The organism is Oceaniovalibus guishaninsula JLT2003 (assembly GCF_000299575.1).
Taxonomy (GTDB): Bacteria; Pseudomonadota; Alphaproteobacteria; order Rhodobacterales; family Rhodobacteraceae; genus Palleronia; species Palleronia guishaninsula.
In genome coordinates this window covers 188,560-209,468 of record NZ_AMGO01000007.1, presented here as the reverse complement: position 1 = coordinate 209,468, position 20,909 = coordinate 188,560, and the positions used below count along the sequence as shown (strand labels likewise).

At 66.7% G+C, this 20,909-nt stretch carries 20 protein-coding genes; 8 read left to right on the top strand and 12 right to left on the bottom strand.

Features of this window, described 5'->3' with window-relative positions; all coding sequences use genetic code 11:
- Nucleotides 1-51: 51 nt before the first annotated feature.
- The 3 genes from OCGS_RS02690 to OCGS_RS02680 all read left to right on the top strand — a co-directional run bounded on the left by OCGS_RS02690 (nucleotide 52) and on the right by OCGS_RS02680 (nucleotide 3,554).
- Entirely contained in the window at nucleotides 52-855 is an 804-nt protein-coding gene (locus OCGS_RS02690; protein WP_007425690.1) for a hypothetical protein, read from the top strand.
- A 35-nt stretch (nucleotides 856-890) separates the two neighbouring features.
- Nucleotides 891-2,225, top strand: a complete 1,335-nt coding sequence (gene proS / locus OCGS_RS02685; RefSeq protein WP_007425689.1) for a proline--tRNA ligase — start codon at nucleotides 891-893, stop codon at nucleotides 2,223-2,225.
- 135 nt (nucleotides 2,226-2,360) lie between these two features.
- Nucleotides 2,361-3,554 carry a PQQ-dependent sugar dehydrogenase gene (locus OCGS_RS02680; protein WP_007425688.1) on the top strand — a complete coding sequence of 398 codons (1,194 nt, stop codon included), beginning with the start codon at nucleotides 2,361-2,363 and terminating at the stop codon, nucleotides 3,552-3,554.
- Nucleotides 3,555-3,594: 40 nt separating this feature from the next.
- On the opposite strand, the gene OCGS_RS02675 is transcribed toward OCGS_RS02680, so the two are convergent.
- Complete coding sequence (locus OCGS_RS02675) at nucleotides 3,595-5,241, bottom strand: ABC transporter substrate-binding protein (RefSeq protein ID WP_007425687.1); 1,647 nt, start codon at nucleotides 5,239-5,241, stop codon at nucleotides 3,595-3,597.
- Between the two features lie 149 nt (nucleotides 5,242-5,390).
- On the opposite strand from OCGS_RS02675, the gene OCGS_RS02670 reads away from it, so the two are divergent.
- From OCGS_RS02670 to OCGS_RS02655, 4 genes are all read left to right on the top strand, one after another.
- Complete coding sequence (locus tag OCGS_RS02670; RefSeq protein WP_007425685.1) at nucleotides 5,391-6,527, top strand: AI-2E family transporter; 1,137 nt, start codon at nucleotides 5,391-5,393, stop codon at nucleotides 6,525-6,527.
- On the top strand, nucleotides 6,524-7,207 hold the full coding sequence (locus OCGS_RS02665) for an HdaA/DnaA family protein (protein WP_007425684.1): 684 nt from the start codon (nucleotides 6,524-6,526) through the stop codon (nucleotides 7,205-7,207). Before OCGS_RS02670 ends, OCGS_RS02665 begins: the two co-directional genes overlap by 4 nt.
- A gap of 4 nt (nucleotides 7,208-7,211) precedes the next feature.
- Nucleotides 7,212-9,386, top strand: a complete 2,175-nt coding sequence (locus OCGS_RS02660) for an RNA degradosome polyphosphate kinase (protein ID WP_007425683.1) — start codon at nucleotides 7,212-7,214, stop codon at nucleotides 9,384-9,386.
- Nucleotides 9,387-9,456: 70 nt separating this feature from the next.
- Nucleotides 9,457-11,019 (top strand): Ppx/GppA family phosphatase, encoded by a 1,563-nt coding sequence (locus tag OCGS_RS02655; protein WP_007425682.1) that lies wholly within the window; start codon nucleotides 9,457-9,459, stop codon nucleotides 11,017-11,019.
- 3 nt (nucleotides 11,020-11,022) lie between these two features.
- Here the strand turns inward: OCGS_RS02655 and OCGS_RS02650 are convergent, their stop codons facing one another.
- Genes OCGS_RS02650 through scpA form a run of 4 tightly spaced genes read right to left on the bottom strand, consistent with a single transcriptional unit; the run spans nucleotide 11,023 to nucleotide 14,912 of the window.
- Nucleotides 11,023-11,379, bottom strand: coding sequence for a hypothetical protein (locus OCGS_RS02650; protein WP_007425681.1), 357 nt, complete (start codon nucleotides 11,377-11,379; stop codon nucleotides 11,023-11,025).
- Between the two features lie 45 nt (nucleotides 11,380-11,424).
- The gene (locus tag OCGS_RS02645) at nucleotides 11,425-12,105 is read right to left on the bottom strand and encodes a molecular chaperone DjiA (protein WP_007425680.1); all 681 of its coding nucleotides are present in this window, start codon (nucleotides 12,103-12,105) and stop codon (nucleotides 11,425-11,427) included.
- Between the two features lie 51 nt (nucleotides 12,106-12,156).
- Nucleotides 12,157-12,783 (bottom strand): VOC family protein, encoded by a 627-nt coding sequence (locus OCGS_RS02640; RefSeq protein WP_007425679.1) that lies wholly within the window; start codon nucleotides 12,781-12,783, stop codon nucleotides 12,157-12,159.
- Nucleotides 12,780-14,912, bottom strand: a complete 2,133-nt coding sequence (gene scpA / locus OCGS_RS02635) for a methylmalonyl-CoA mutase (protein WP_040610326.1) — start codon at nucleotides 14,910-14,912, stop codon at nucleotides 12,780-12,782. The genes OCGS_RS02640 and scpA overlap by 4 nt, the downstream gene beginning before the upstream one ends.
- Nucleotides 14,913-15,003: 91 nt before the next feature.
- Here scpA and OCGS_RS02630 point away from each other — a divergent pair, with 91 nt between their 5' ends.
- The gene (locus tag OCGS_RS02630; protein ID WP_007425677.1) at nucleotides 15,004-15,555 is read left to right on the top strand and encodes a DUF4174 domain-containing protein; all 552 of its coding nucleotides are present in this window, start codon (nucleotides 15,004-15,006) and stop codon (nucleotides 15,553-15,555) included.
- An 18-nt stretch (nucleotides 15,556-15,573) separates the two neighbouring features.
- Here OCGS_RS02630 and OCGS_RS02625 read toward each other — a convergent pair whose 3' ends face one another.
- The 7 genes from OCGS_RS02625 to OCGS_RS02600 form a co-directional block, all read right to left on the bottom strand.
- Nucleotides 15,574-17,574 carry an acetyl-CoA carboxylase biotin carboxylase subunit gene (locus OCGS_RS02625; protein ID WP_007425676.1) on the bottom strand — a complete coding sequence of 667 codons (2,001 nt, stop codon included), beginning with the start codon at nucleotides 17,572-17,574 and terminating at the stop codon, nucleotides 15,574-15,576.
- A gap of 19 nt (nucleotides 17,575-17,593) precedes the next feature.
- A complete protein-coding gene (locus OCGS_RS14970) occupies nucleotides 17,594-17,740 on the bottom strand; it encodes a hypothetical protein (RefSeq protein WP_007425675.1) in 147 nt (48 codons plus the stop codon).
- A gap of 154 nt (nucleotides 17,741-17,894) precedes the next feature.
- Nucleotides 17,895-18,077, bottom strand: coding sequence for a hypothetical protein (locus OCGS_RS14700; protein ID WP_007425674.1), 183 nt, complete (start codon nucleotides 18,075-18,077; stop codon nucleotides 17,895-17,897).
- A 114-nt stretch (nucleotides 18,078-18,191) separates the two neighbouring features.
- A complete protein-coding gene (locus OCGS_RS02615) occupies nucleotides 18,192-18,542 on the bottom strand; it encodes a hypothetical protein (protein WP_007425673.1) in 351 nt (116 codons plus the stop codon).
- Nucleotides 18,543-18,629: 87 nt separating this feature from the next.
- On the bottom strand, nucleotides 18,630-18,767 hold the full coding sequence (locus OCGS_RS15280; protein ID WP_007425672.1) for a hypothetical protein: 138 nt from the start codon (nucleotides 18,765-18,767) through the stop codon (nucleotides 18,630-18,632).
- A gap of 157 nt (nucleotides 18,768-18,924) precedes the next feature.
- Entirely contained in the window at nucleotides 18,925-19,290 is a 366-nt protein-coding gene (locus OCGS_RS02605; protein WP_007425671.1) for a DUF6497 family protein, read from the bottom strand.
- A gap of 20 nt (nucleotides 19,291-19,310) precedes the next feature.
- Nucleotides 19,311-20,843 carry an acyl-CoA carboxylase subunit beta gene (locus tag OCGS_RS02600; RefSeq protein WP_007425670.1) on the bottom strand — a complete coding sequence of 511 codons (1,533 nt, stop codon included), beginning with the start codon at nucleotides 20,841-20,843 and terminating at the stop codon, nucleotides 19,311-19,313.
- Nucleotides 20,844-20,909: the final 66 nt, after the last annotated feature.

Below are 20,909 nucleotides of genomic sequence, written 5' to 3'. Positions count from 1 at the left end.
CGGGTCCGGTCAAGCCTCGCCCCGGCAGCGCGCAGGCGTTAGGAAGACCGCATGAAACAGGTGATCTGCATCAACTGGGGCAGCAAATACGGCGCGCCCTTCGTCAACAGGCTTTACGCGATGGTGGCGCGCAACATCACGCCGCCTTTCCGCTTCACATGCTTTTGCGACGACGCGACCGGCTTCCGCGCCGAAGTGGACGCGCAGCCGCTGCCGCCCATCGACTATGCGCTGCCCGTCAATTCGCGCGGCATCTGGCCGAAATCGCGGCTTTGGGGGCCGAAGCTTGCCGATCTGACGGGGCCGGTGCTGTTTCTGGACCTCGACCTGGTGATCGTCGGGTCGCTGGATGCGTTCTTCGCGTTCGGCGATCCGTCCGACATCGTCCTGACGCGCAACCATTCGACCCCGTTCGAACGCTTGGGCCAGACATCGTGCTTTCGCTTCCCCGTGGGCGCGCTGGCCCCGATGCAAGCCGCCTTCGCCGCCGATCCGCAGGGCATCGCGGACGCCTACGAGTTCGAGCAGCGCTTCGTCACGCGCAACGCGCCGGGCGGCATCCGCTTCTTTCCGCGCGCCTGGGTCCGGCACTTCCGCCAGAATTGCCGCCGGACCTTTCCGTTGAACTACTTTCTGGAACCGCGCCTGCCCCGCGATGCCCGCATCGTCATCTTTCCCGGCGGCCTGCATCCGCAGCACGCCATCGACGGCCGCTATGGCCCGGCCTATCCGCAGGCCACGCCGATGCAGCACCTTCGCGGCCTCATGGCCCCCGACCGGCCGGAGCCGCCCGCGCGCTATCTGCGCCACTACATGCGCCCCTCGTCCTGGGTGGCGGAGCATTGGCGCGAGTGATAACGCCAAGCCCGACGCCAACCCCGGAGATCCCGATGCGCCTGAGCCGCTATTTCCTGCCCGTCCTGAAAGAGACCCCGTCCGAGGCGCAGATCGTCAGCCACCGCCTGATGCTGCGCGCGGGCATGATCCGTCAGGCAGCGGCCGGCATCTATTCCTGGCTTCCGCTGGGCTATCGCGTGCTGCGCAACATCGAGCGGATCGTGCACGAGGAACAGCAGCGCGCGGGCCACATCCCGATGCTGATGCCGACGCTGCAGCCGGCGGAATTGTGGCAGGAATCGGGGCGATATGACGATTATGGCAAGGAGATGCTGCGGATTTCCGACCGCCACGGTCGCGACATGCTGTATGGCCCCACCAACGAGGAGATGATCACCGACATCTTCCGGTCGGGCGTCAGCAGCTATCGCGAACTGCCCCTGACGCTTTACCATATCCAGTGGAAGTTCCGCGACGAGGTGCGGCCCCGCTTCGGCGTCATGCGGGGGCGCGAGTTTCTGATGAAGGACGGCTATACCTTCGACACCACAAAAGAGGGCGCGCTGCATGCCTACAACCGCCACCTGGTCAGCTATCTGCGGACCTATGAACGGCTGGGGCTGAAGGCCATCCCGATGCGCGCCGATGGCGGACCGATCGGCGGCGACTACACGCACGAGTTTCTTGTCCTGGCCGAGACCGGCGAATCCGAGGTTTTCTATGACAGCGAGGTGACGGATCTGACCTTCGGCGACCGCGTCATCGACTATGACGACGTGGACCAGTGCGCCGCCGTGTTGGAAGAGTTCACGACCCGCTATGCGCGCACGGACGAAACGCATGACGAGGCGATCTTTGCCGAAGTTCCCGAAGATCGCCGCCGCAGCGCGCGCGGGATCGAGGTTGGGCAGATCTTCTATTTCGGCACCAAGTATTCCGACGCGATGGGCGCGACCGTCACCAATGCCGACGGCCAGGCCGTGCCGGTGCATATGGGCAGCCACGGCATCGGCGTCAGCCGCCTTGTCGGCGCGATCATCGAAGCCAGCCATGACGACAAGGGCATCGTCTGGCCCGAAGGCGTGACCCCCTTCCATGTCGGCATCGTCAATCTGCGCCAGGGCGACGCCGCCTGCGACACGGCCTGCGAGGGGATTGAAGCGGCCTTGGAGGCGCACGGCCTCGATCCGCTCTATGACGACCGCGAGGAACGGGCGGGCGCCAAGTTCGCCACGATGGACCTGATCGGCCTGCCCTGGCGCCTCACCGTCGGCCCGCGCGGCATCGCCAACGGTCTGGTCGAGCTGACGAACCGCCGCACCGGCGAAAGCGAGGAGATGAGCGTCGAGGACGCGGTGGCGCGGGTGGCCGCGATTTACGCAAGGTAGCGTCGGGTTCAGGGCATTGTGCCCTTACCGGGATCGACCGCCCCACCTTACCGGCAGCCCGGTCCATGACCGCTTGAGGTGGACAGGCGTCTGCACCGCATCACATTGCCCTCCGTCAATGCAGGAGGAGCATCCATGACCCGCTTATCCCTCATCGCCCTGTCGATGGCGCTGACCGGCCCCGCGCTGGCCCAGCCCGTCGAGCAGGGACCAAAGAACGTGCCCGAGTTCGAACCCGCCTGGCCCACCCAGACGCGCGCCCCGGCACAGGACAGCGGCGTGACGCTGGACGTGCAGACCGTGGCCGACGGCCTGTCGCATCCCTGGGGGATCGAGGTGCTGCCGGACGGCGGCTATCTCGTGACCGAGCGGCCGGGCCGCCTGCGGGTCATCGAACCGGACGGCACCCTGCGCGACGCCCCCGTGGACGGCGTGCCCGAGGTCATGTCGCAGGGCCAGGGCGGGCTGCTGGATGTGAAGCTGGCCGAGGATTTCGCCGAAAGCGGTCTGATCTTTCTCAGCTATGCCAAGCCGATGGATGGTGGCGAATCGGCCACCGCCATGGCGCGCGGCATCCTGAACGACGACCGGACCGCGTTGACGGACGTGCGCGACATCTTCGTGCAGGAACCGGCCTATGCGAACGACAAGCATTTCGGCAGCCGGATCGTCACGCATGACGGCAACCTGTTCATCACGACGGGCGAACGGTCGGATCTGGCCACGCGCGAACGGGCGCAGGATTACGACAAGACCTATGGCAAGGTGGTCCGCGTCACCCCGACCGGATCCGCCCTGCCCGACAACCCGTTCGTAACGGTCGAGGATGCCATCGACACGATCTGGACGCTGGGGCATCGCAACGTCCAGGGCGCCGACATGCGACCCGGCACCGACGAGCTCTGGACGCTGGAACACGGGCCGAAGGGTGGGGACGAGCTGAATCTGATCCAGAAGGGCGCCAATTATGGCTGGCCGGTCGTCAGCTATGGGCAGCGCTATTCGGGCGAACCTATCGGCAGCGGCGAGCCGCGTCTGCCGCAGTTTCGAGAACCGCAATATTACTGGGATCCGGTCATCGCCCCCGGCGGCTTCCAATTCTACGAAGGCGATCTGTTCGAGGGCTGGAACGGCGACGTCATCGCCAGTTCGCTGCGTCCGGGCGGGATCAGGCGGCTGGTGCTGGATGGCGACCGCATCGTCGGCGAGGAGAAGTTTCTGGAGGATCGTGGCCGGATCCGCGATGTCGAGATCGACAGTGACGACAGCATCCTGCTTCTGACCGATTACGACGACGGTGCCGTCCTTCGGGTGACGCCGCAGCGGTGATACGCGCCTGCCCCCTTCGTAGGGGCAGGCGCGACAGGCATCAGGCGGCGAGGCCCAGCCTGTAAAGATGCAGCTCGAAGGTCGGGTGCTGTTCGGCACCCACGATACCGGGCTTCGCGTGCCGGAAGGTCGAGCGCCAGTAGGGCTGCGTGACGACCCCTTCGTCGCGCAGCAACTGCTCCAGCTCGGCCATCACCTCGCGACGGGCATCGACATCGGCGATGGACAGCGCGTCGGCCACCAGTTCGTCGAAGCGCGCGTTCGAGAAGGCGGTCTCGTTCCAGGGCTCGCCGCTGCGATAGGCCAGCGCCAGCGTCTGGATGCCCAGCGGGCGGTGCGCCCAATCGGTGACGCTGAACGGAAAGCCGGTCCAGCCGTTCCAGAAGGTACTGCCCGGCAAGATCGTGCGCTTGACCTTGATGCCCGCATCGCGAAGCTGCGCGGCCATCGCGTCCGCCGTGTTGCGCCGCCACTCATCGTCGATCGAAATCAGCTCATGCTCGAAATCGGCCATGCCCGCTTCTTCCAGAAGCGCCAGGGCCGCGTCCGGGTCGAAGACGGCGGGGCCGATATCGGCGTAGGCGGGGTGGATGGGGGCAACGTGGAAATTGGCCGCGACGACCCCGTTCCCCGAATAGCCCAGTTCCAGCAGCACGTCGTTGCTGACCGCCATGCTAAGCGCGCGGCGCACGCGCACATCGGCATAGGGCTTCATGCCGTTCACTTCGGCCGCCTGGTTGGGGCGGATGACCAGCGTGGCGGCGGTCAGGGATTCGCTTTCCTCCCATCCCAGCGCGTCGAACAGTTCCCGGAATTCGCCGACGCTTTCATAGATCATGTCGATCTCGTCCGCATCCGCCGCCGCGAAGATGGCCGACTGATCGGGGCCGAAATCCAGAAACTCGATCCGGTCCAGCGTCGCGGGGCCGAACACATCCGTTCCCCACCAGTCAAAATCCGCGTTCCGAACCAGCACGGCGCGCTGTCCCACCTCGTAGGCTTCGGGCAGATAGGGTCCGGTGCCGATGGGCGAGGCCAGCGGATCGCCCGAGAACGATTGATGCACGATGGCCGCGGGAAAGTCGGTGAAGCCCGCGATGATAGTGATGTCGGGCATGCCCGGACGCAGGATCACCGTCATATCGTCGGCAACCTCGATAGCGCCCTCGCGCGCGGTGCCGGTCGCCTCGTCGATCAGCGTCGCCATGCGGCTGACCATCGAATTGCCCTCGACGCTCTTGTCGCACCAGCGCCGGATGTTGAAGGCCACGTCCTCCGCGGTGAACGGATCGCCGTTGGTCCAGGTGATGCCGGGGCGCAGATGCAGGACGTATTCGGTCGCGTCCTCGTTGACCTCCCAGCTTTCCAGCAGCATGGGCGTGATGGACCCGTCGCGCTGGTATTCGGCCAGATATTCCAGCCAGCCGCGCGTCACGTTCGACATCTGCGGCCAGTCGAACAGCCGCGGGTCCTTCAGCGCCATGACCTGCTGCTGGATGCGCAGCGTGCCGCCGTCCTGCCTGTCCTGCGCATAGGCGGGCGCCCGAAGGCCCAGCATGCCATAGGCACCCGCGGCGGTCAGGCCCAGCGACGTGGCGCGGGCCAGAAACTCGCGCCGGGACAGTTCGCCGCGCGCGACCTCGTCCGCATGGCGCGCGATGGCGGGATGGGGATTGTCGGGGATCATTCGGTCTTCCTTCGCGGCGTGTTGGATCCAGCATCGAAGCATAGCCCCCTTCGCACCCGGATCAATCCGGCGCGCGTCGTCGCGCCGCCCTTGCGCGGATGGGACCGATGGGTGACAAGGATCGCGTTTCCTTCTGTCCGAGTAGCCAGATGGCCCTGCCTGTCCGCGATCAGCTGAAATACTGGGGGATCGCGGCGGCGGTCTTCCTGTTCCTGCTGTGGTGGCTGGGCGACGTGATCGTGCCGTTCCTGCTGGGCGCGGCCATCGCCTATCTGCTGGACCCCATCGCCGACCGGCTGGAACGTCTGGGGCTCAGCCGCGTGCTGGCGGTCGCGGTGATGACGGTGGCCAGCATCGTACTGCTGGTGGCGCTGATCCTACTGGTCATTCCCACGCTGATCAGCCAGGCCGCCAGCCTGGCCGAACAACTGGCCCGCGTCGCCGAAGCCGCGCCTGCCCTGCTGGCCGAGTTCCAGCTTTGGCTGACCACGCGGTTTCCCGCCCTCGCCGACAGGTTTCCCGGCCTCAACGATCTTGAGGCGACGCTGCGCCAGTCGCTGGTCAGCCTCGGCGACGGAATCAGGGCGCGGGGCGGCGCGCTTCTCGAAGGGGTGATCTCGTCGGCCAGCGGCATCCTGAACGCGGCGCTGCTGTTCGTCATCGTGCCGGTCGTCGCTTTCTACATGCTGCTGGACTGGGACCGGCTGGTCGCGCGGATCGACGCGCTGCTGCCGCGCGATCATGCGCCGGTCATCCGCCATGTCGCCGGGCAGATCGACGAGACGCTGGCCGGGTTCATTCGCGGACAGGGCACGGTCTGTCTGATCCTGGGCATCTATTACGCCGTGGCGCTGATGGCGGTGGGGTTGCAATTCGGGCTGGTCATCGGCGCGCTGGCGGGTTTCCTGACCTTCATTCCCTATGTCGGCGCGCTGGTCGGCGGTGTGCTGGCCATCGGCTTTGCGCTGTTCCAGTTCTGGGGCGACTGGCTGTGGGTCGTTCTGGTCTGGGCGATCTTCCAGTCGGGCCAGTTCGTCGAAGGCAACATTCTGACCCCTAAGCTGGTCGGCGGATCGGTCGGGCTGCACCCGGTCTGGCTGCTTTTCGCGCTGTCGGCCTTCGGCGCGGTCTTCGGGTTCGTCGGCCTGCTGGTCGCCGTGCCGGTCGCGGCCGCCTTGGGCGTGGTCGCGCGGTTCCTGACCGCGCGCTACAAGGAAAGCGAGCTTTACCGCGGCGTCACGGACGGATCCGCGCTGCCGCAGCGCTATCTGCCGGAGGAGAAATGACCGCGCAGATGGCGTTCGACCTGCCCGTCAGGCCCGCCTTCGGACGCGAAGATTTTGTCGTCTCGCCCGCCAATGCCGCGACCGTCGCCATGGTCGAGACGCCGAAGCTGTGGCCCGGCGGACGGCTGGCGCTGACCGGGCCCGAAGCGTCGGGCAAGTCGCATCTGGCGCAGGTCTGGGCGACGGGCACCGATGCCGTGATCGTCGCGGCGCGGGATCTGGCGCGGCTCGACGTGCCGACGCTGGCCAGTGCGCGGCGTCTGGTCGTCGAGGACGTGCCGCTGATCGGCGGGCAGCGCCGGGCCGAGGCGGCGATGTTCCACCTCTATAACCTGCTGGGGGCGGCCCATGGCAGGCTGCTGTTCACCGGGCGGGGGCCGGTCGCGGGTTGGGGGCTGTCGCTGCCCGATCTGGCCAGCCGCCTGCAATCGGCAACGGCGGTGGCCCTGCCGCCGCCCGATGACGCGCTGTTGCGCGCACTGCTGGCCAAGCATATGCGCGACCGGCAGGTGCCCCTGACCGAAGCGGTCGCGGATTACGTCGTCTCGCGCATGACCCGAAGTGCCGCGCGCGCCCATGCGCTGGCGGTCGAGCTGAACCGGCTGTCGCTGGCGCGGCGCCGGCCGGTGACGATTCCGCTGGCGCGTGACGCCTTGCTGGCGCTTGGCGACGGGGGATGACGCGATGACGGCAACCGATTTCCTGAACGCGCCCTTCCCCGATCCCGTCCCCCCGGCCGAGGGCGAGGACATCGCCGGCCCGGCGCGGTTCTTCAACCGCGAGCTGAGCTGGCTGTCCTTCAACTGGCGTGTGCTGGAAGAAGCAGAGAACGCGCGCGTTCCCCTGCTGGAACGCCTGCGGTTCCTGTCGATCAGCGCAAACAACCTCGACGAATTCTATACCGTCCGCGTCGCGGGTCTGCGCGAACTGGCGCGGGCGGGCAATTCGGTGCCCGCCGCCGACGGGCTGACGCCGGCGGAGCAACTGGCCCTGATCAATCGCGACGCCCGCGACCTGATGGCGCGCCAGCAGCGCGTCTATTCGGACCTGCGCGCCGAGATGGCGACGGCGGGCGTTTGCATCCTGCATGGCGAGGATCTGACCGAAGCCGATCGCGCCCATCTGCGCGACGTTTTCATCGCGCAGGTCTTTCCGGTTCTGTCCCCGCTGGCAATCGACCCCGCGCATCCCTTTCCGTTCATTCCCAACACCGGCTTTTCGCTGGCGCTGCAACTGGAACGGACGGGCGACCGGCGGCGGCTGCGCGCCCTGCTGCCGATCCCCGCGCAGATCCCGCGCTTCGTCAGGCTGGCATCCCCCGATGGGCAGCAAAGGTTCCTGCCGCTGGAAGACCTGCTGCTGCTTCACCTCGACATCCTCTATCCCGGCTATGTCCGGCGCGGCCATTGCACCTTCCGCATCCTGCGCGACAGCGATCTCGAGCTTGAGGACGAGGCCGAGGATCTGGTGCGCGAGTTCGAGGTCGCGCTGAAGCGTCGCCGCCGGGGCGAGGTGGTGCGCCTGACCATTTCGCCCAATGCGCCGCCGGCATTGCGCCGCGTCATCATGACCGAGCTGCCCGTGACCGAGGCCGAGATCGTCGAGGTCGAGGGCATGATCGGCATTTCTGACCTGTCCGAGCTGGTGCTCAAGGAACGGCCCGACCTTCTCTGGCCCGCCTTCCTGCCCCGGATCCCCGAACGGGTGCAGGACCATGCGGGCGACATGTTCGCGGCGATCCGGCAAAAGGACATGCTGCTGCATCACCCCTACGAAACGTTCGACATGGTGGTGCGTTTTCTGGTGCAGGCCGCCGCCGACCCGGATGTCGTGGCGATCAAGCAGACGCTTTACCGCACGTCCTATGACAGCCCTATCGTGGACGCCCTTTGCGCCGCGGCCGAGGCTGGAAAATCGGTCACGGCGCTGGTCGAGCTGAAAGCGCGCTTCGACGAAGCCGCCAATATCCGCCAGTCGCGCAAGCTGGAACGCGCGGGCGCGCATGTGGTCTATGGCTTCATCGACCTCAAGACCCATGCCAAGATCAGCACCGTCGTGCGCCGCGAAGGGGACAGCCTGCGCACCTACACCCATTACGGCACCGGCAACTACCACCACATCACCGCACGCATCTATACGGACCTGTCGTTCTTCACCTGCGATCCGGCGCTGGGCCGCGATGCGACGCGCGTCTTCAACTATCTGTCGGGCTACGCGCAGCCTGCCAGCCTGGAGAATCTGGCAATTTCGCCCATTTCGCTCAAATCGACGATACTGGAACGGATCGCCGAGGAGGCGGCGAACGCCCAGGCGGGCAGGCCCGCCGCGATCTGGGCCAAGATGAACGCGCTGATCGACGCCGATGTGATCGACGCCCTTTACGACGCGGGGCGCGCAGGGGTGAAGATCAGCCTGGTCATCCGCGGCATTTGCGGGCTGCGGCCGGGCATTGCGGGGCTCAGCGACAACATCCGCGTCAAGTCCATCGTCGGGCGCTTTCTGGAACACAGCCGCATCGTGTGCTTCGGCAACGGTCAGGCCCTGCCATCGAAGAAGTGCCGCGTCTATATATCCAGCGCGGACTGGATGGGCCGCAATCTGGCGCGCAGGGTCGAAACGCTGGTCGAATGCACCAACCCCACCGTCAAGGCGCAGATCGTCAGTCAGATCATGGCAGCGAACATGGCCGATGTCGCGCAAAGCTGGATCCTCGCCCCCGACGGCCGTTCCGAGCGGCTGTTGCCGGAGGACGGGCGCGCCTTCTCGTGCCATCGCTTCTTCATGGAAAACCCCTCGCTGTCGGGGCGCGGGTCGGCCGGCGCATCCGATGTGCCCGCCCTGACCCATTCCGACGAATGACCCCATGCCGCGTTGACGCCCGGTCCTCGTCGCGGCATGGTCGCGCCGCACCGGCCGCGACCCTGGGACCATGACGCAACACATCCCCGACCGTCACGACCCGGACGCGGCATCCGATGATTTCGGGCCGTTCGGACGGCCGCTTTTCGACGATCCCGATGCGCGGGCGCTGGAACGCGTCGGCGTCATCGATATCGGATCGAACTCGGTCCGGCTGGTGGTTTTCGACGGCGCGGCGCGATCGCCGGCCTATTTCTTCAACGAAAAGGTGATGTGCGGCCTCGGGCGCGGCTTTGCCGCCACGGGCCGTCTGGATCCCGAAGGACGGACGCGCGCGCTGGCTGCCCTACGGCGCTTTGCCAAGTTGGCCAGCGGCATGGGCGCGTCGCCGGTCATCGCCGTGGCCACCGCCGCCGTGCGCGAGGCGTCGGACGGCCCCGAGTTCCGGGCGGAAGTCACGCGCGAGACGGGTCTGCGGATGTGGGTCGTCAACGGCCGCGAGGAGGCACGCCTGTCCGCGCAGGGCGTTCTGCTGGGCTGGCCGGGCGCCGAAGGGCTGGTCAGCGACATCGGCGGATCCTCCATGGAACTGGCGAAGATCGGCAAGGGCAAGGTCGGGGCGCGCGTCAGCACCCGGCTGGGTCCGCTGCGGCTTCAGGGGCTGGGCAGCAAGAAGGCCATCCGCGCCGAGATCGAAGAGACCATCGCCGCGCAGGTCGCCGAGATGGGCATGCACCACAAGCGGCTGTTCCTCGTCGGCGGATCGTGGCGGGCCATCGGCCGGATCGACATGGAACGGCGCGGCTATCCGCTGCATGTCCTGCACGAATACCGCATGGATCCGGCCGATATCCGCGCCACCATCGCCCATATTCACGAGACCGGCATCGACGCGTTGCGCGCGCAGACCGGCATCGGCGAGGCGCGAATGGCGCTGGTGCCCTTAGCATCCCTGGTGCTGGGAACGCTGGTGCGCAAGCTCAAGCCGCGCGAGATCGCCGTCAGCAGTTACGGCATCCGCGAAGGCATGCTCTACCAGCAGATGCCGCAGCATCTGCGCGACCGCGATCCCCTGATCGAGGCATGCCGCTTTGCCGAGCGCAAGGATGCCCGGATGCCGGGATTTGGCCGCGCGCTCTACAAATTCGTCGCGCCCCTGTTCAAGAAAGAGCCCGAAAGCCGCCACCGCATCCTGCGCGCGGCCTGCCTGCTGCACGACGTCAGCTGGCGCACCCATCCCGATTACCGGCACGAAGCCTGCTTCGACAATGCCACGCGGGCCAATCTGGGCGGCCTGACCCACCCCGAGCGTGTGTTTTTGGGGCTGGCCCTGTTGCACCGATATAAGAACAGCCGCGCGGGCACGCGGTTCGAGGGAATGATCGGCATCCTGTCCGAGCCCGAGATTGCGCAGGCCGAGGTTCTGGGCCGCGCCATGCGGTTCGGCGCCATGTTTTCGGCGCAGAAACCGAACGATCTGGGCGAATTGCGCTGGTTTCCCAAGCGCCGGCATCTGGAACTGCGGTTGTCCGACAGCGCCCGTGATCTGATGGGCGAGGTGGCCGTCGCCCGCTTCAAGTCGCTGGCCGCCGCGCTTCAGGCAACCCACGACATCGGCCGCCGCGTTCCCTGATCGCTAAAGCTCGACCTCGCCGCCTTCGGGAATGTCCTGCGGCACCGGCGTCAGCTTTTCCTTGCGGCGGATGATGATGTCGCCGTTCGGCAGAACCTCGGGCGGGTGATACCGGCTGAGGTCGTCCACGGTGATACCCTGGAAATCCCATTCCTTCAGCGCTTCGGCCAGATCGCGCATCTGCGGCTCGACCTCGCCCATCAGGCCGCGCAGCAGGCGGCGCGCCCCGTCGGACAGAAGGCCAAGCCCTTCGTCTATATCCGAACGGTCGTCCGGCTGCGGCATGTCGGGACCGGGTTGCTGCGCCGCCAGCGGCGACGCGACAGCCCCCAGAGCGAGCACAAGAAGGATGCGTTTCATGGCGCTCAATCTAGGCGCTTCCACCCTCCTGTCGAGGGGGCCGCGTCAGCCGGCCTTGCCGGCGATCTCCTCCCACGCGGCGTTAAGGGCGATCAGCCGGCGTTCGGCCATGCGCACGGCCTCGGCCGGAAGGCCCCGCGCGGCAAGGCGGTCGGGGTGGGTCTCGCGCACCATCCGCCGCCACGCGGCCCGCGCCTGGGCGACGGTCGCGTCGGGGGGCAGGCCCAGAACCTCCCAAGGGTCGGGGCGGGCATCGGGGACGAACCGGGTGCGCAGCGACCGGAACTCGCGCTCGCTCAGCCCGAAGATTTCGCGCACGCGCGACAGGAACGTGTCTTCGTCAGGATGATAGGTGCCATCGGCCACGGCGATGTGGAACAGCCCTTCCATCAGATCGCAAAGCGCGCGGTTGCCCGTGCCATACATCGCCCGGATACGCGCCGCGTATTCCTCGAACCCGGCGACATCCTGCCGGGCAAGGTCGAAGACCCGTGCCGCCGCGGCCTCGTCCTCGGGGGGGATGTGGAACACCTCGCGGAAGGCCGTCACCTCGTCGCGGGTCACGCGGCCATCGGCCTTGGCCATCTTGGCCCCCAGCCCGATCACCGCGATGGTGAAGGCGACCGACCGTTCGGGAGGGGTGCGCAGCCGGTCGAATATGGCCGACAGCCCCTCGCCCGAGGTCAGGGCCGACATGGCGGCGGCGATGCGTTGCCAGATGCTCATGCGGCCTTCTAGCGCAATCGCGCGGGGACGCCACCCGATCCTCGGGCCGGATCACGTCAGCAGACGCCGTCCCCCTAGCGTCGCGATCTCGGCGCTCAGCCCCACGGACCCGCGGGAAAACACAACCTGCGCCAGACCGCGCAAAGCTGGCCAGTCCTCAAGCAGCGCGTCGATCCGCGGATGGCCGACCGTCAGCCCCGTCAACCGCAGACCAGTGTCGGGCAGGATGCTTGCGGCACCCCTGCCCCGCCATGCGATCAGGCCCGGCGCCGCGCCGTCCAGCGGAAGGCATCCGTCGCGTGGCACCGCCATGCGCCACCGCAGATCGCCGCGCGCAAGATCCATCGGAACGCCGATACCGGGCGGGGCATGTTCCAGCGCCGCGTCCAGATCGTCGCAGGCGGCGACCCAGTTGGTCAAGGCCGGCGCGCCCGAATGGCGGTCGAGGTCGAACCACCGCGCGCGCCCCGGATCCGGTGCGTCGGGATCGACGGCGATGACCTCCAGATAGCAGGCGGGGCCGAGCGACAGCAGCAGGTTATGCGTTCCCATCGCCGCGTGGCGACCGCCCGGACCGGGACGCACGCCAAGCGCCGCCGCGACCCGCTCCGCGCCTTCGGCCACGGTCGCGGCCGTCACCACCAGGTGATCGAGCCGCAGCGCCGCCCCTGCTGTCATGCGGTTTGCCGGGCCGAGCGGATCAACGCCAGAACCTCGGCCGCGGCAGCGGGAATATTGGTGCCCGGCCCGAAGATCGCGGCGACGCCCGCATCCCTTAGGAAGGCATAGTCCTGTGCCGGAATGACGCCGCCGCACACGACCAGGATATCCCCTGCGCCCGCCGCCTTCAGTTCGGCGATCAGCCGCGGCGCAAGCGTGCGGTGCCCGGCAGCCTGCGAGGAAATGCCGACGACATGCACGTCGTTGTCCACCGCGTCGCGGGCCGCTTCCTCGGGGGTCTGGAACAACGGGCCGACATCCACGTCGAAGCCGATATCGGCGAAGGCCGTGGCGATGACCTTGGCGCCCCGGTCGTGCCCGTCCTGTCCCATCTTGACGACCAGCATCCGGGGGCGGCGGCCTTCTTCATCCGCGAATGCCTCGACATCCTTCTGGATGCGCGCGAACCCCTCGTCGCCTTCATAGGCCGCGCCATAGACGCCCGACAGGGTTCGCACCTCGGCGCGGTGCCGGCCGAAGGCGCGTTCCATCGCATCGCTGATCTCGCCCACCGTCGCCCGTGCGCGGGCCGCATCGACCGCCAGGTCGAGCAGGTTCGCCTCGCCGCGCGCGCCCTCTTCCAGCGCTTTCAGCGCCGCATCGCAGGCCGCCTGATCGCGGGTGGCGCGGATCCGGTCCAGCCGGGCCACCTGCGACGTGCGCACGCCCGCATTGTCCACCACGCGGATATCCAGCGCATCCTCGGTTTCCAGACGGAAGCGGTTGACGCCGACGATCACCTCCTCGCCCCGATCCACGGCGGCCTGACGGCGCGCGGCGGCTTCCTCGATCCGCAGCTTGGGCATGCCGCTGGCGACGGCCTTGGTCATGCCGCCCAGCTCGTCCACCTCGGCCATCAGCTCGCGGGCCGCGTCGATCAGATCGGCGGTCAGTTTCTCGACGTAATAGCTGCCGGCCAGCGGATCGACGACCCTGGTGACGCCGGTTTCGTTTTGCAAGATCAACTGCGTGTTGCGGGCGATGCGGCTGCTGAAATCGGTCGGCAGCGCGATGGCTTCGTCGAAACTGTTGGTATGCAGCGACTGCGTGCCGCCCAAAACCGCGCTCATCGCCTCGTAGGCGGTGCGCACGATGTTGTTATAGGGATCCTGCTCGGCCAGGCTGACGCCGCTGGTCTGACAATGGGTGCGAAGGACGCTGCTGCCGGGTTTCTTCGGCTGAAATTCCTGCATGATCTCGTGCCAGAGGAACCGAGCCGCGCGCAGTTTGGCGGCTTCCATGAAGAAGTTCATGCCGATGGCGAAGAAGAACGACAGCCGCCCGGCGAAAGCGTCCACATCCATGCCGCGGGCAACGGCGGTGCGGACGTATTCCTTGCCGTCGGCCAGCGTGAAGGCCAGTTCCTGCACCAGGTTCGCCCCGGCTTCCTGCATGTGATAGCCGCTGATGCTGATCGAATTGAAGCGCGGCATCTCGCGCGCGGTATAGTCGATGATGTCGGCCACGATCCGCATGGAGGGTTCGGGCGGATAGATATACGTATTGCGGACCATGAACTCCTTGAGGATGTCGTTCTGGATCGTGCCCGACAGGCGTACGCGGTCCACGCCCTGCTCCTCTCCGGCGACGATGAAGGAGGCGAGGATCGGGATCACCGCGCCGTTCATCGTCATCGAGACGCTGATCTCGCCCAGCGGAATGCCGTCGAACAGGATCTTCATGTCCTCGACCGAATCGATGGCGACGCCCGCCTTGCCGACATCCCCCTCGACGCGGGGATGGTCGCTGTCGTAACCGCGATGCGTGGCCAGGTCGAAGGCGACGCTGACCCCCTGCTGTCCGCCCGCCAGGGCGCGGCGATAGAAGGCGTTGCTTTCCTCGGCGGTGCTGAAGCCCGCATATTGACGGATCGTCCAGGGCCGCCCCGCATACATCGTGGCCTTGGGGCCGCGCGTATAGGGCGGCTCGCCCGGCAGCGATCCCAGTTGCGGCAGATCGCGCAAATCGTCGGGACCGTGAACCGGGGCCACGTCGATCCCTTCGGCCGTATGCCAGACCAGATCGTCCGGCTTGCGGCCTTTCAGTTCCTTTTCGGCCAGCGCCTTCCACCCATCCATGTCGTGCATTCCCTGCCCCTTGCTGTCCGCTCGGCCATGCGCGCATCCCGCGACGCGGCGCTCTCTTCGTTTTCGGCTATCGGCGACCTATATCCAAGCCATGATCCTTGCATCGCGCGCCTTTTCCGTCGTCTGTCTTCTGGGCATGCTGGCTGCACCGCCGATAGTTGCGCAAGGCCTGCCCGCGCCCGAGACCGCGCAGACCGTCGCCGCCGAAGCCAGCGATGCCCCCGCGACCAGAACGCCGGTGCTGCTGGCGCCGGTGGATCGCTGGCGCGAGGATCCGAAAGTGATGCTGGAATCGGTCGAAATCGACCTGGACGATTTCATGTGGATCGCCCGTCCGGTCGTGGTCTTTGCGGAAACGGCGGCCGATCCGGCCTTCCAGCGGCAGATCGAACTGCTGGCCGGTCGGGCCGACGACCTGGTGCGCCGCGACGTGGTCGTCATCACCGATACCGATCCCGCCGCGATGTCGTCCCTGCGGCGCAAGCTGCGGCCGCGCGGCTTCATGCTGGTGCTGATCGGCAAGGACGGCGAGGTCGAGCTGCGCAAGCCGTTCCCGTGGGACGTCCGCGAATTGTCGCGCAGCATCGACAAGATGCCGCTGCGCAAGCAGGAACTGCGCGAACAGCAGAACGCGAACCAATAGACGCGGACTGCGCGCCGGTCACTCGAATTCCAGGATCACCTCGTCCACCGCCAGCGAATCGCCGGCCCCGGCATTGATCTTGGCGACCCGGCCCTTGCGTTCGGCGCGCAGGATGTTTTCCATCTTCATCGCCTCGATGGTGCAAAGGGGCTGCCCTTCCTGCACCTCGTCGCCTTCGGCCACATCCAGCTTCACCAGAAGGCCCGGCATGGGGCACAGCAGCAGCTTGGCGGTGTCGGCGGCTTCCTTCACCGGCATCAGCCGGGCCAGCGCCGCGTGACGCGGGCTGAGGACGCGCACGAACATATCTGCCCCGCGGGTCCGCACACGGTAGCCCGCGGTGCGGGGCGCCACCTTCAGCACCAGCGGCTTGCCGCCGACATCCATCCGCGCCAAGGGTTGACCCGGTTGCCAGTCGGACACCACGCGCAGAGACTGGCCGTCGTCGAACGTCACGGTCGCCCCGTCCCTGTCGGCGGCAATGCGCACGGGAAATTCCCGGTCAGCGGCGAACACCACCCAGTCCGCCCCGACATGGCGTTCGTGATTGTCCATCCGCCCTTCGATCCGGGCGCGCCGGATTTCGTCCACGCGGTTCATGGCGGCGGCGGCGGCGGCGACGCGGCGCAACTCGTCCTCGGGCAGATCGACCCCGTCGAACCCGCCTTCGTATTCCTCGGCGATAAAGGCGGTCGTCGCCTCGCCCGCGATGAATTTGGGGTGATCCATCACCGCGCTGAGGAACGGCAGATTGTGGCCGATCCCTTCAAGCTCGAAACTGTCCAGCGCGACGCGCATCCCCTCGATCGCGGCCGCACGATCCGGCCCCCAGGTGCACAGCTTGGCGATCATCGGGTCGTAATACATCGAGATCTCGCCGCCCTCGGTCACGCCGGTATCGTTGCGGACCACATGGGTTTCGGTGGCGACCTCGGCGGGCGGGCGATAGCGCGTCAGTCGCCCGATGGACGGCAGAAAGCCGCGATAGGGGTCTTCGGCGTAGAGCCGCGATTCGATCGCCCAGCCGTTCAGCGTCACGTCGTCCTGCCCGAAGGACAGTTTTTCGCCGGCGGCGACGCGGATCATCTGTTCGACCAGGTCGATGCCGGTAATCAACTCGGTGACGGGATGTTCGACCTGCAACCGGGTGTTCATTTCGAGGAAATAGAAATTTCGCTCGCCGTCCACGATGAACTCGACGGTGCCTGCGCTGGTATAGCCGACGGCGGCGGCAAGCGCGCAGGCCTGTTCGCCCATCGCGCGCCGCGTCTCGGAATCGAGGAACGGCGACGGCGCTTCCTCGATGACCTTCTGGTTGCGGCGCTGGATTGAGCATTCCCGCTCGCCCAGATAAAGCGTCGTGCCATGGCTGTCGGCCAGCACCTGAATCTCGATATGCCGGGGCTGGGTGACGAACTTCTCGATGAAGATGCGGTCGTCGCCGAAGGAATTGGCCGCCTCGTTCTTGGACGACTGGAAGCCTTCGCGCGCCTCGGAATCGTTCCAGGCGATGCGCATGCCCTTGCCGCCCCCGCCCGCGCTGGCCTTGATCATGACCGGATAGCCGATGCCGGACGCGATCCGCACCGCCTCATCGGCGTCGGCGATCAGCCCCATATGGCCCGGCACGGTGCTGACCCCTGCCTCGGCCGCGATCTTCTTCGACGTGATCTTGTCGCCCATCGCCTCGATCGCCTTGACGGGCGGGCCGATGAACGCGACGCCTTCCTTATCCAACGCCTGGGCGAATTTGGGGTTCTCGGACAGAAAGCCATAGCCGGGATGCACGGCGTCCGCACCGCTGGACCGGATCGCGTCCATCACCTTGTCGATGACGATATAGGACTGGTTCGCCGGGGCCGGGCCGATATGCACCGCCTCGTCCGCCATGCGCACATGCAGCGCATTGCGGTCGGCGTCGGAATAGACGGCGACGGTCGCGATCCCCATGCGGCGGGCTGTCTTGATGACGCGGCAGGCGATCTCGCCGCGGTTGGCGATCAGTATCTTGCGGAACATGCGGACCTCGGAATGACGATCAACGGGGGCAGAGCTGGGGCACGACGCCGTTGCACGGATCGCCGGGATAGACTTCCGGCCCGGTGGCGACCGGACCGGTTGCAGCCGGCGCGCAGGCCGACAGCATCAGCACGACAAGGACGAACCCGCCCGGTGATAGCTTCATGGCTGGTCAATCCCTGTTCGCCCCGCTGAGGGATGCTTGCCACAAGCAGGGCCGGGCGGACAATATCAGAAACCGCCCCCGCCCGAATGAGTTGTCCATGAAAAAGGGCGGCCAGCGTCAAGCCGACCGCCCGAAGATACGCGATTGCGGGTCGTCAGTTGGTCAGCGCACCCGCCGCGCCGCCGACAGCCGCACCGGCCAGCGGTTCGTCGAACACGGCCTCGCCCACGACGCCGCCAGCCACCGCCCCCGTCGCGCCGCGTTCCAGCGGGGTGTTTCCGCAGGCCGTCAGGGTAACGGCCGAAAGGGCGCCGATAAGGAATAACTTCATAGACATCGGGGGTCTCCGTGATTGTTGAAGCTGCGTTGCCTTTGCGAACGTGCGCATGCGCCAGGGGTTCCAGTCCGCGCAATCCGGGCGGAAAACCGCCAAGCGAAGCAAATCCGTGTCTTATCGGGCGTCGAACAATTCGGGGAACGACGTTCGTGCCTGGTTCATGTCGATGCGCAGAAGCGCCTCGTAATCGGCCGCATCGAAGGGGTCGGATGCCGGCACGACCTCGCGTCCCAGAAGCCATGACAGGCGCCCGGCATCGAGATTGCCGCGCGGGAACGGGTCCGACCCGAAATGGTCGATCAGCGCGGCAAGGAACGCCGCGTCCGCGCGCCGGTCCGCGGGCCGGCGATCGGCATGCCGGGCGCGGGCGGTCAGGGGCGTGGCCCCACGCGGATTCGCGCGACGGATGGTGAACTGGAAATCGGTCCCCGGAAGCCTGCCCGGAAAGCCACGATGCTTGATCATGTCGATATCGCCGCAAACGGTATTCGGGCCGCGACGATGCGCGGCCCGGCGGCCTTCTGCAACACCCTGATTAAAAGGGCGCGGACCTCAGTACTTGCTATAGACAGGCTCGGCCGCGATGGGCTGCACCGGTTCGACATAGACGACTTCTTCGGCCTTGCGCGCGCAACCGGCGGCGAAGGCGACCAGGCACAGGCCCAGAACGATGGTTTTGCTCTTCGACATCTCTGTCTCCTCTTTGATGGGCCGCGCACGCTTGCTGCCGCGCTTTCGCCCCGCGTCCGACACGGACATGCCGCTGGTAATCCAACGCCAGAATAACGCAACGCGGAAAGCGGCCCCTGGGGTGCAAGGCGCGGAATCGTTGCATCGGATCGCCGCTTCAGAACGGGTCGGGCGTGCAGCTGTCGGAACCCGGCAGGAAGGCCGCGAAATATTGCACTGCGTCCGGTGCCGTGTCGCCGAAGGCGACGGGTTCCGACGACAGCGAAACGACGACCTCGTCCGGCGCCGCGCCGCGATCCGCAATGTGGCGCAGGGCGAAGACGGTGCACAGATGCAACATGTCGTCATGGGCCAGTTCCGCTTCGATATCCGGCAAGGACGGGGCGAGGAAGCGAAAGCGATAGACGATGCCGTCGCCGGGCGCGTCCGTGACGATACCCAGCAAGCTTAGCGGCTGGCCCGACGGAACCTCGGGCACGGCATCCTGGGCGCGCGCATGCTGGCTGACGGCGAGTGCGAGCATACCCACCGCCAGCCACCGCATCACAGCGGGATGTTGTCGTGCTTTTTCCATGGGTTCTTCAGCTGCTTGCCGCGCAGGGCGGCGAAGGCGCGGCAGACGCGGCGGCGGGTGGAATGGGGCAGGATCACCTCGTCGATGAAGCCACGTTCGGCCGCCTTGAAGGGATTGGCAAAGTTCTTCTCGTAATCCGCCGTCCGCGCGGCGATCTTGTCGGCGTCGCCCAGTTCGCTGCGATAAAGGATCTCGACCGCTCCTTTCGCGCCCATCACCGCGATTTCCGCCGTGGGCCAGGCATAGTTGAAATCGCCGCGCAGGTGCTTGGACGCCATGACGTCATACGCGCCGCCATAGGCCTTGCGGGTGATGATCGTGACCTTGGGCACCGTCGCCTCGCCATAGGCAAAGAGCAGCTTGGCACCGTGCTTGATGACGCCCCCGTATTCCTGGCCCGTTCCGGGCAGGAAACCCGGCACATCCACCAGCGTCAGGATCGGGATCTCGAACGCGTCGCAGAACCGCACGAAGCGCGCGGCCTTGCGGCTGCTGTCGATGTCGAGGCACCCCGCCAGCACCATTGGCTGGTTCGCCACGACGCCGACGGTGCGGCCTTCCAGCCGGATGAAGCCGGTGATGATGTTCTTGGCGAAATCGGCCTGAATCTCGAAGAAGTCGCTTTCGTCGGCGACCTTCAGGATCAGCTCCTTCATGTCGTAGGGCATGTTCGGGTTGGCCGGGATCAGCGTGTCGAGGCTGTCGTCCAGCCGCCCCGGCGCGTCGAAGAACGGCCTGACGGGCGGCTTCTGGCGATTGGACAGCGGCAGGAAGTCGAACAGCCTGCGCACCTCCAGCAAGGTCTCGACATCGTTCTCATAGGCGCCGTCCGCGACACTGGACTTGCGCGTATGGGTGCTGGCGCCGCCCAGCTCCTCGGCCGTCACCACCTCGTTCGTGACGGTCTTGACCACATCGGGCCCGGTCACGAACATATAGCTGCTGTCCTTCACCATGAAGATGAAGTCGGTCATTGCCGGGGAATAGACGGCCCCGCCCGCGCAAGGCCCCATGATGACGCTGATCTGCGGCACCACGCCGCTGGCCAGCACGTTGCGCTGGAAGACCTCGGCATAGCCCGCCAGCGACGCCACGCCTTCCTGGATGCGCGCGCCGCCCGAATCGTTCAGACCGATGACCGGAGCGCCGTTTTGCAGGGCCATGTCCATGATCTTGCAGATCTTGTTCGCATGCGTCTCGGACAGCGATCCGCCCAGAACGGTGAAATCTTGACTGAAGACATAGACCTGCCGACCGTTGATCGTGCCCCAGCCCGTGACGACGCCGTCGCCCGCGACCTTGTTCTCGGCCATGCCGAAATCGGTGGCGCGATGGGTGACGAACATGTCGAATTCCTCGAACGATCCCTCGTCCAGCAGCACCTCGATCCGTTCGCGCGCGGTCAGCTTGCCCTTGGCGTGCTGCGCATCGACCCGTGCCTGCCCGCCGCCTGCCCGCGCTTCGGCGCGCCGCGTCTCGAGCTGCTCAAGAATATCCTTCATGCGGTCCCTCGTCGTTTTGCGCAGGTTAGGGATGTCGCGCCGCCTGCGAAAGGACTTTCCGCCGTT

Excerpts from the sequence above, each read along its gene's own strand:
- OCGS_RS02690 (WP_007425690.1), top strand. The coding sequence starts at position 52 with ATGAAACAGGTGATCTGCATCAACTGGGGCAGCAAATACGGCGCGCCC.
- proS (WP_007425689.1), top strand. The coding sequence starts at position 891 with ATGCGCCTGAGCCGCTATTTCCTGCCCGTCCTGAAAGAGACCCCGTCC.
- OCGS_RS02680 (WP_007425688.1), top strand. The coding sequence starts at position 2,361 with ATGACCCGCTTATCCCTCATCGCCCTGTCGATGGCGCTGACCGGCCCC.
- OCGS_RS02675 (WP_007425687.1), bottom strand. The coding sequence starts at position 5,241 with ATGATCCCCGACAATCCCCATCCCGCCATCGCGCGCCATGCGGACGAG.
- OCGS_RS02670 (WP_007425685.1), top strand. The coding sequence starts at position 5,391 with ATGGCCCTGCCTGTCCGCGATCAGCTGAAATACTGGGGGATCGCGGCG.
- OCGS_RS02665 (WP_007425684.1), top strand. The coding sequence starts at position 6,524 with ATGACCGCGCAGATGGCGTTCGACCTGCCCGTCAGGCCCGCCTTCGGA.
- OCGS_RS02660 (WP_007425683.1), top strand. The coding sequence starts at position 7,212 with ATGACGGCAACCGATTTCCTGAACGCGCCCTTCCCCGATCCCGTCCCC.
- OCGS_RS02655 (WP_007425682.1), top strand. The coding sequence starts at position 9,457 with ATGACGCAACACATCCCCGACCGTCACGACCCGGACGCGGCATCCGAT.
- OCGS_RS02650 (WP_007425681.1), bottom strand. The coding sequence starts at position 11,379 with ATGAAACGCATCCTTCTTGTGCTCGCTCTGGGGGCTGTCGCGTCGCCG.
- OCGS_RS02645 (WP_007425680.1), bottom strand. The coding sequence starts at position 12,105 with ATGAGCATCTGGCAACGCATCGCCGCCGCCATGTCGGCCCTGACCTCG.
- OCGS_RS02640 (WP_007425679.1), bottom strand. The coding sequence starts at position 12,783 with ATGACAGCAGGGGCGGCGCTGCGGCTCGATCACCTGGTGGTGACGGCC.
- scpA (WP_040610326.1), bottom strand. The coding sequence starts at position 14,912 with ATGCACGACATGGATGGGTGGAAGGCGCTGGCCGAAAAGGAACTGAAA.
- OCGS_RS02630 (WP_007425677.1), top strand. The coding sequence starts at position 15,004 with ATGATCCTTGCATCGCGCGCCTTTTCCGTCGTCTGTCTTCTGGGCATG.
- OCGS_RS02625 (WP_007425676.1), bottom strand. The coding sequence starts at position 17,574 with ATGTTCCGCAAGATACTGATCGCCAACCGCGGCGAGATCGCCTGCCGC.
- OCGS_RS14970 (WP_007425675.1), bottom strand. The coding sequence starts at position 17,740 with ATGAAGCTATCACCGGGCGGGTTCGTCCTTGTCGTGCTGATGCTGTCG.
- OCGS_RS14700 (WP_007425674.1), bottom strand. The coding sequence starts at position 18,077 with ATGTCTATGAAGTTATTCCTTATCGGCGCCCTTTCGGCCGTTACCCTG.
- OCGS_RS02615 (WP_007425673.1), bottom strand. The coding sequence starts at position 18,542 with ATGATCAAGCATCGTGGCTTTCCGGGCAGGCTTCCGGGGACCGATTTC.
- OCGS_RS15280 (WP_007425672.1), bottom strand. The coding sequence starts at position 18,767 with ATGTCGAAGAGCAAAACCATCGTTCTGGGCCTGTGCCTGGTCGCCTTC.
- OCGS_RS02605 (WP_007425671.1), bottom strand. The coding sequence starts at position 19,290 with ATGCTCGCACTCGCCGTCAGCCAGCATGCGCGCGCCCAGGATGCCGTG.
- OCGS_RS02600 (WP_007425670.1), bottom strand. The coding sequence starts at position 20,843 with ATGAAGGATATTCTTGAGCAGCTCGAGACGCGGCGCGCCGAAGCGCGG.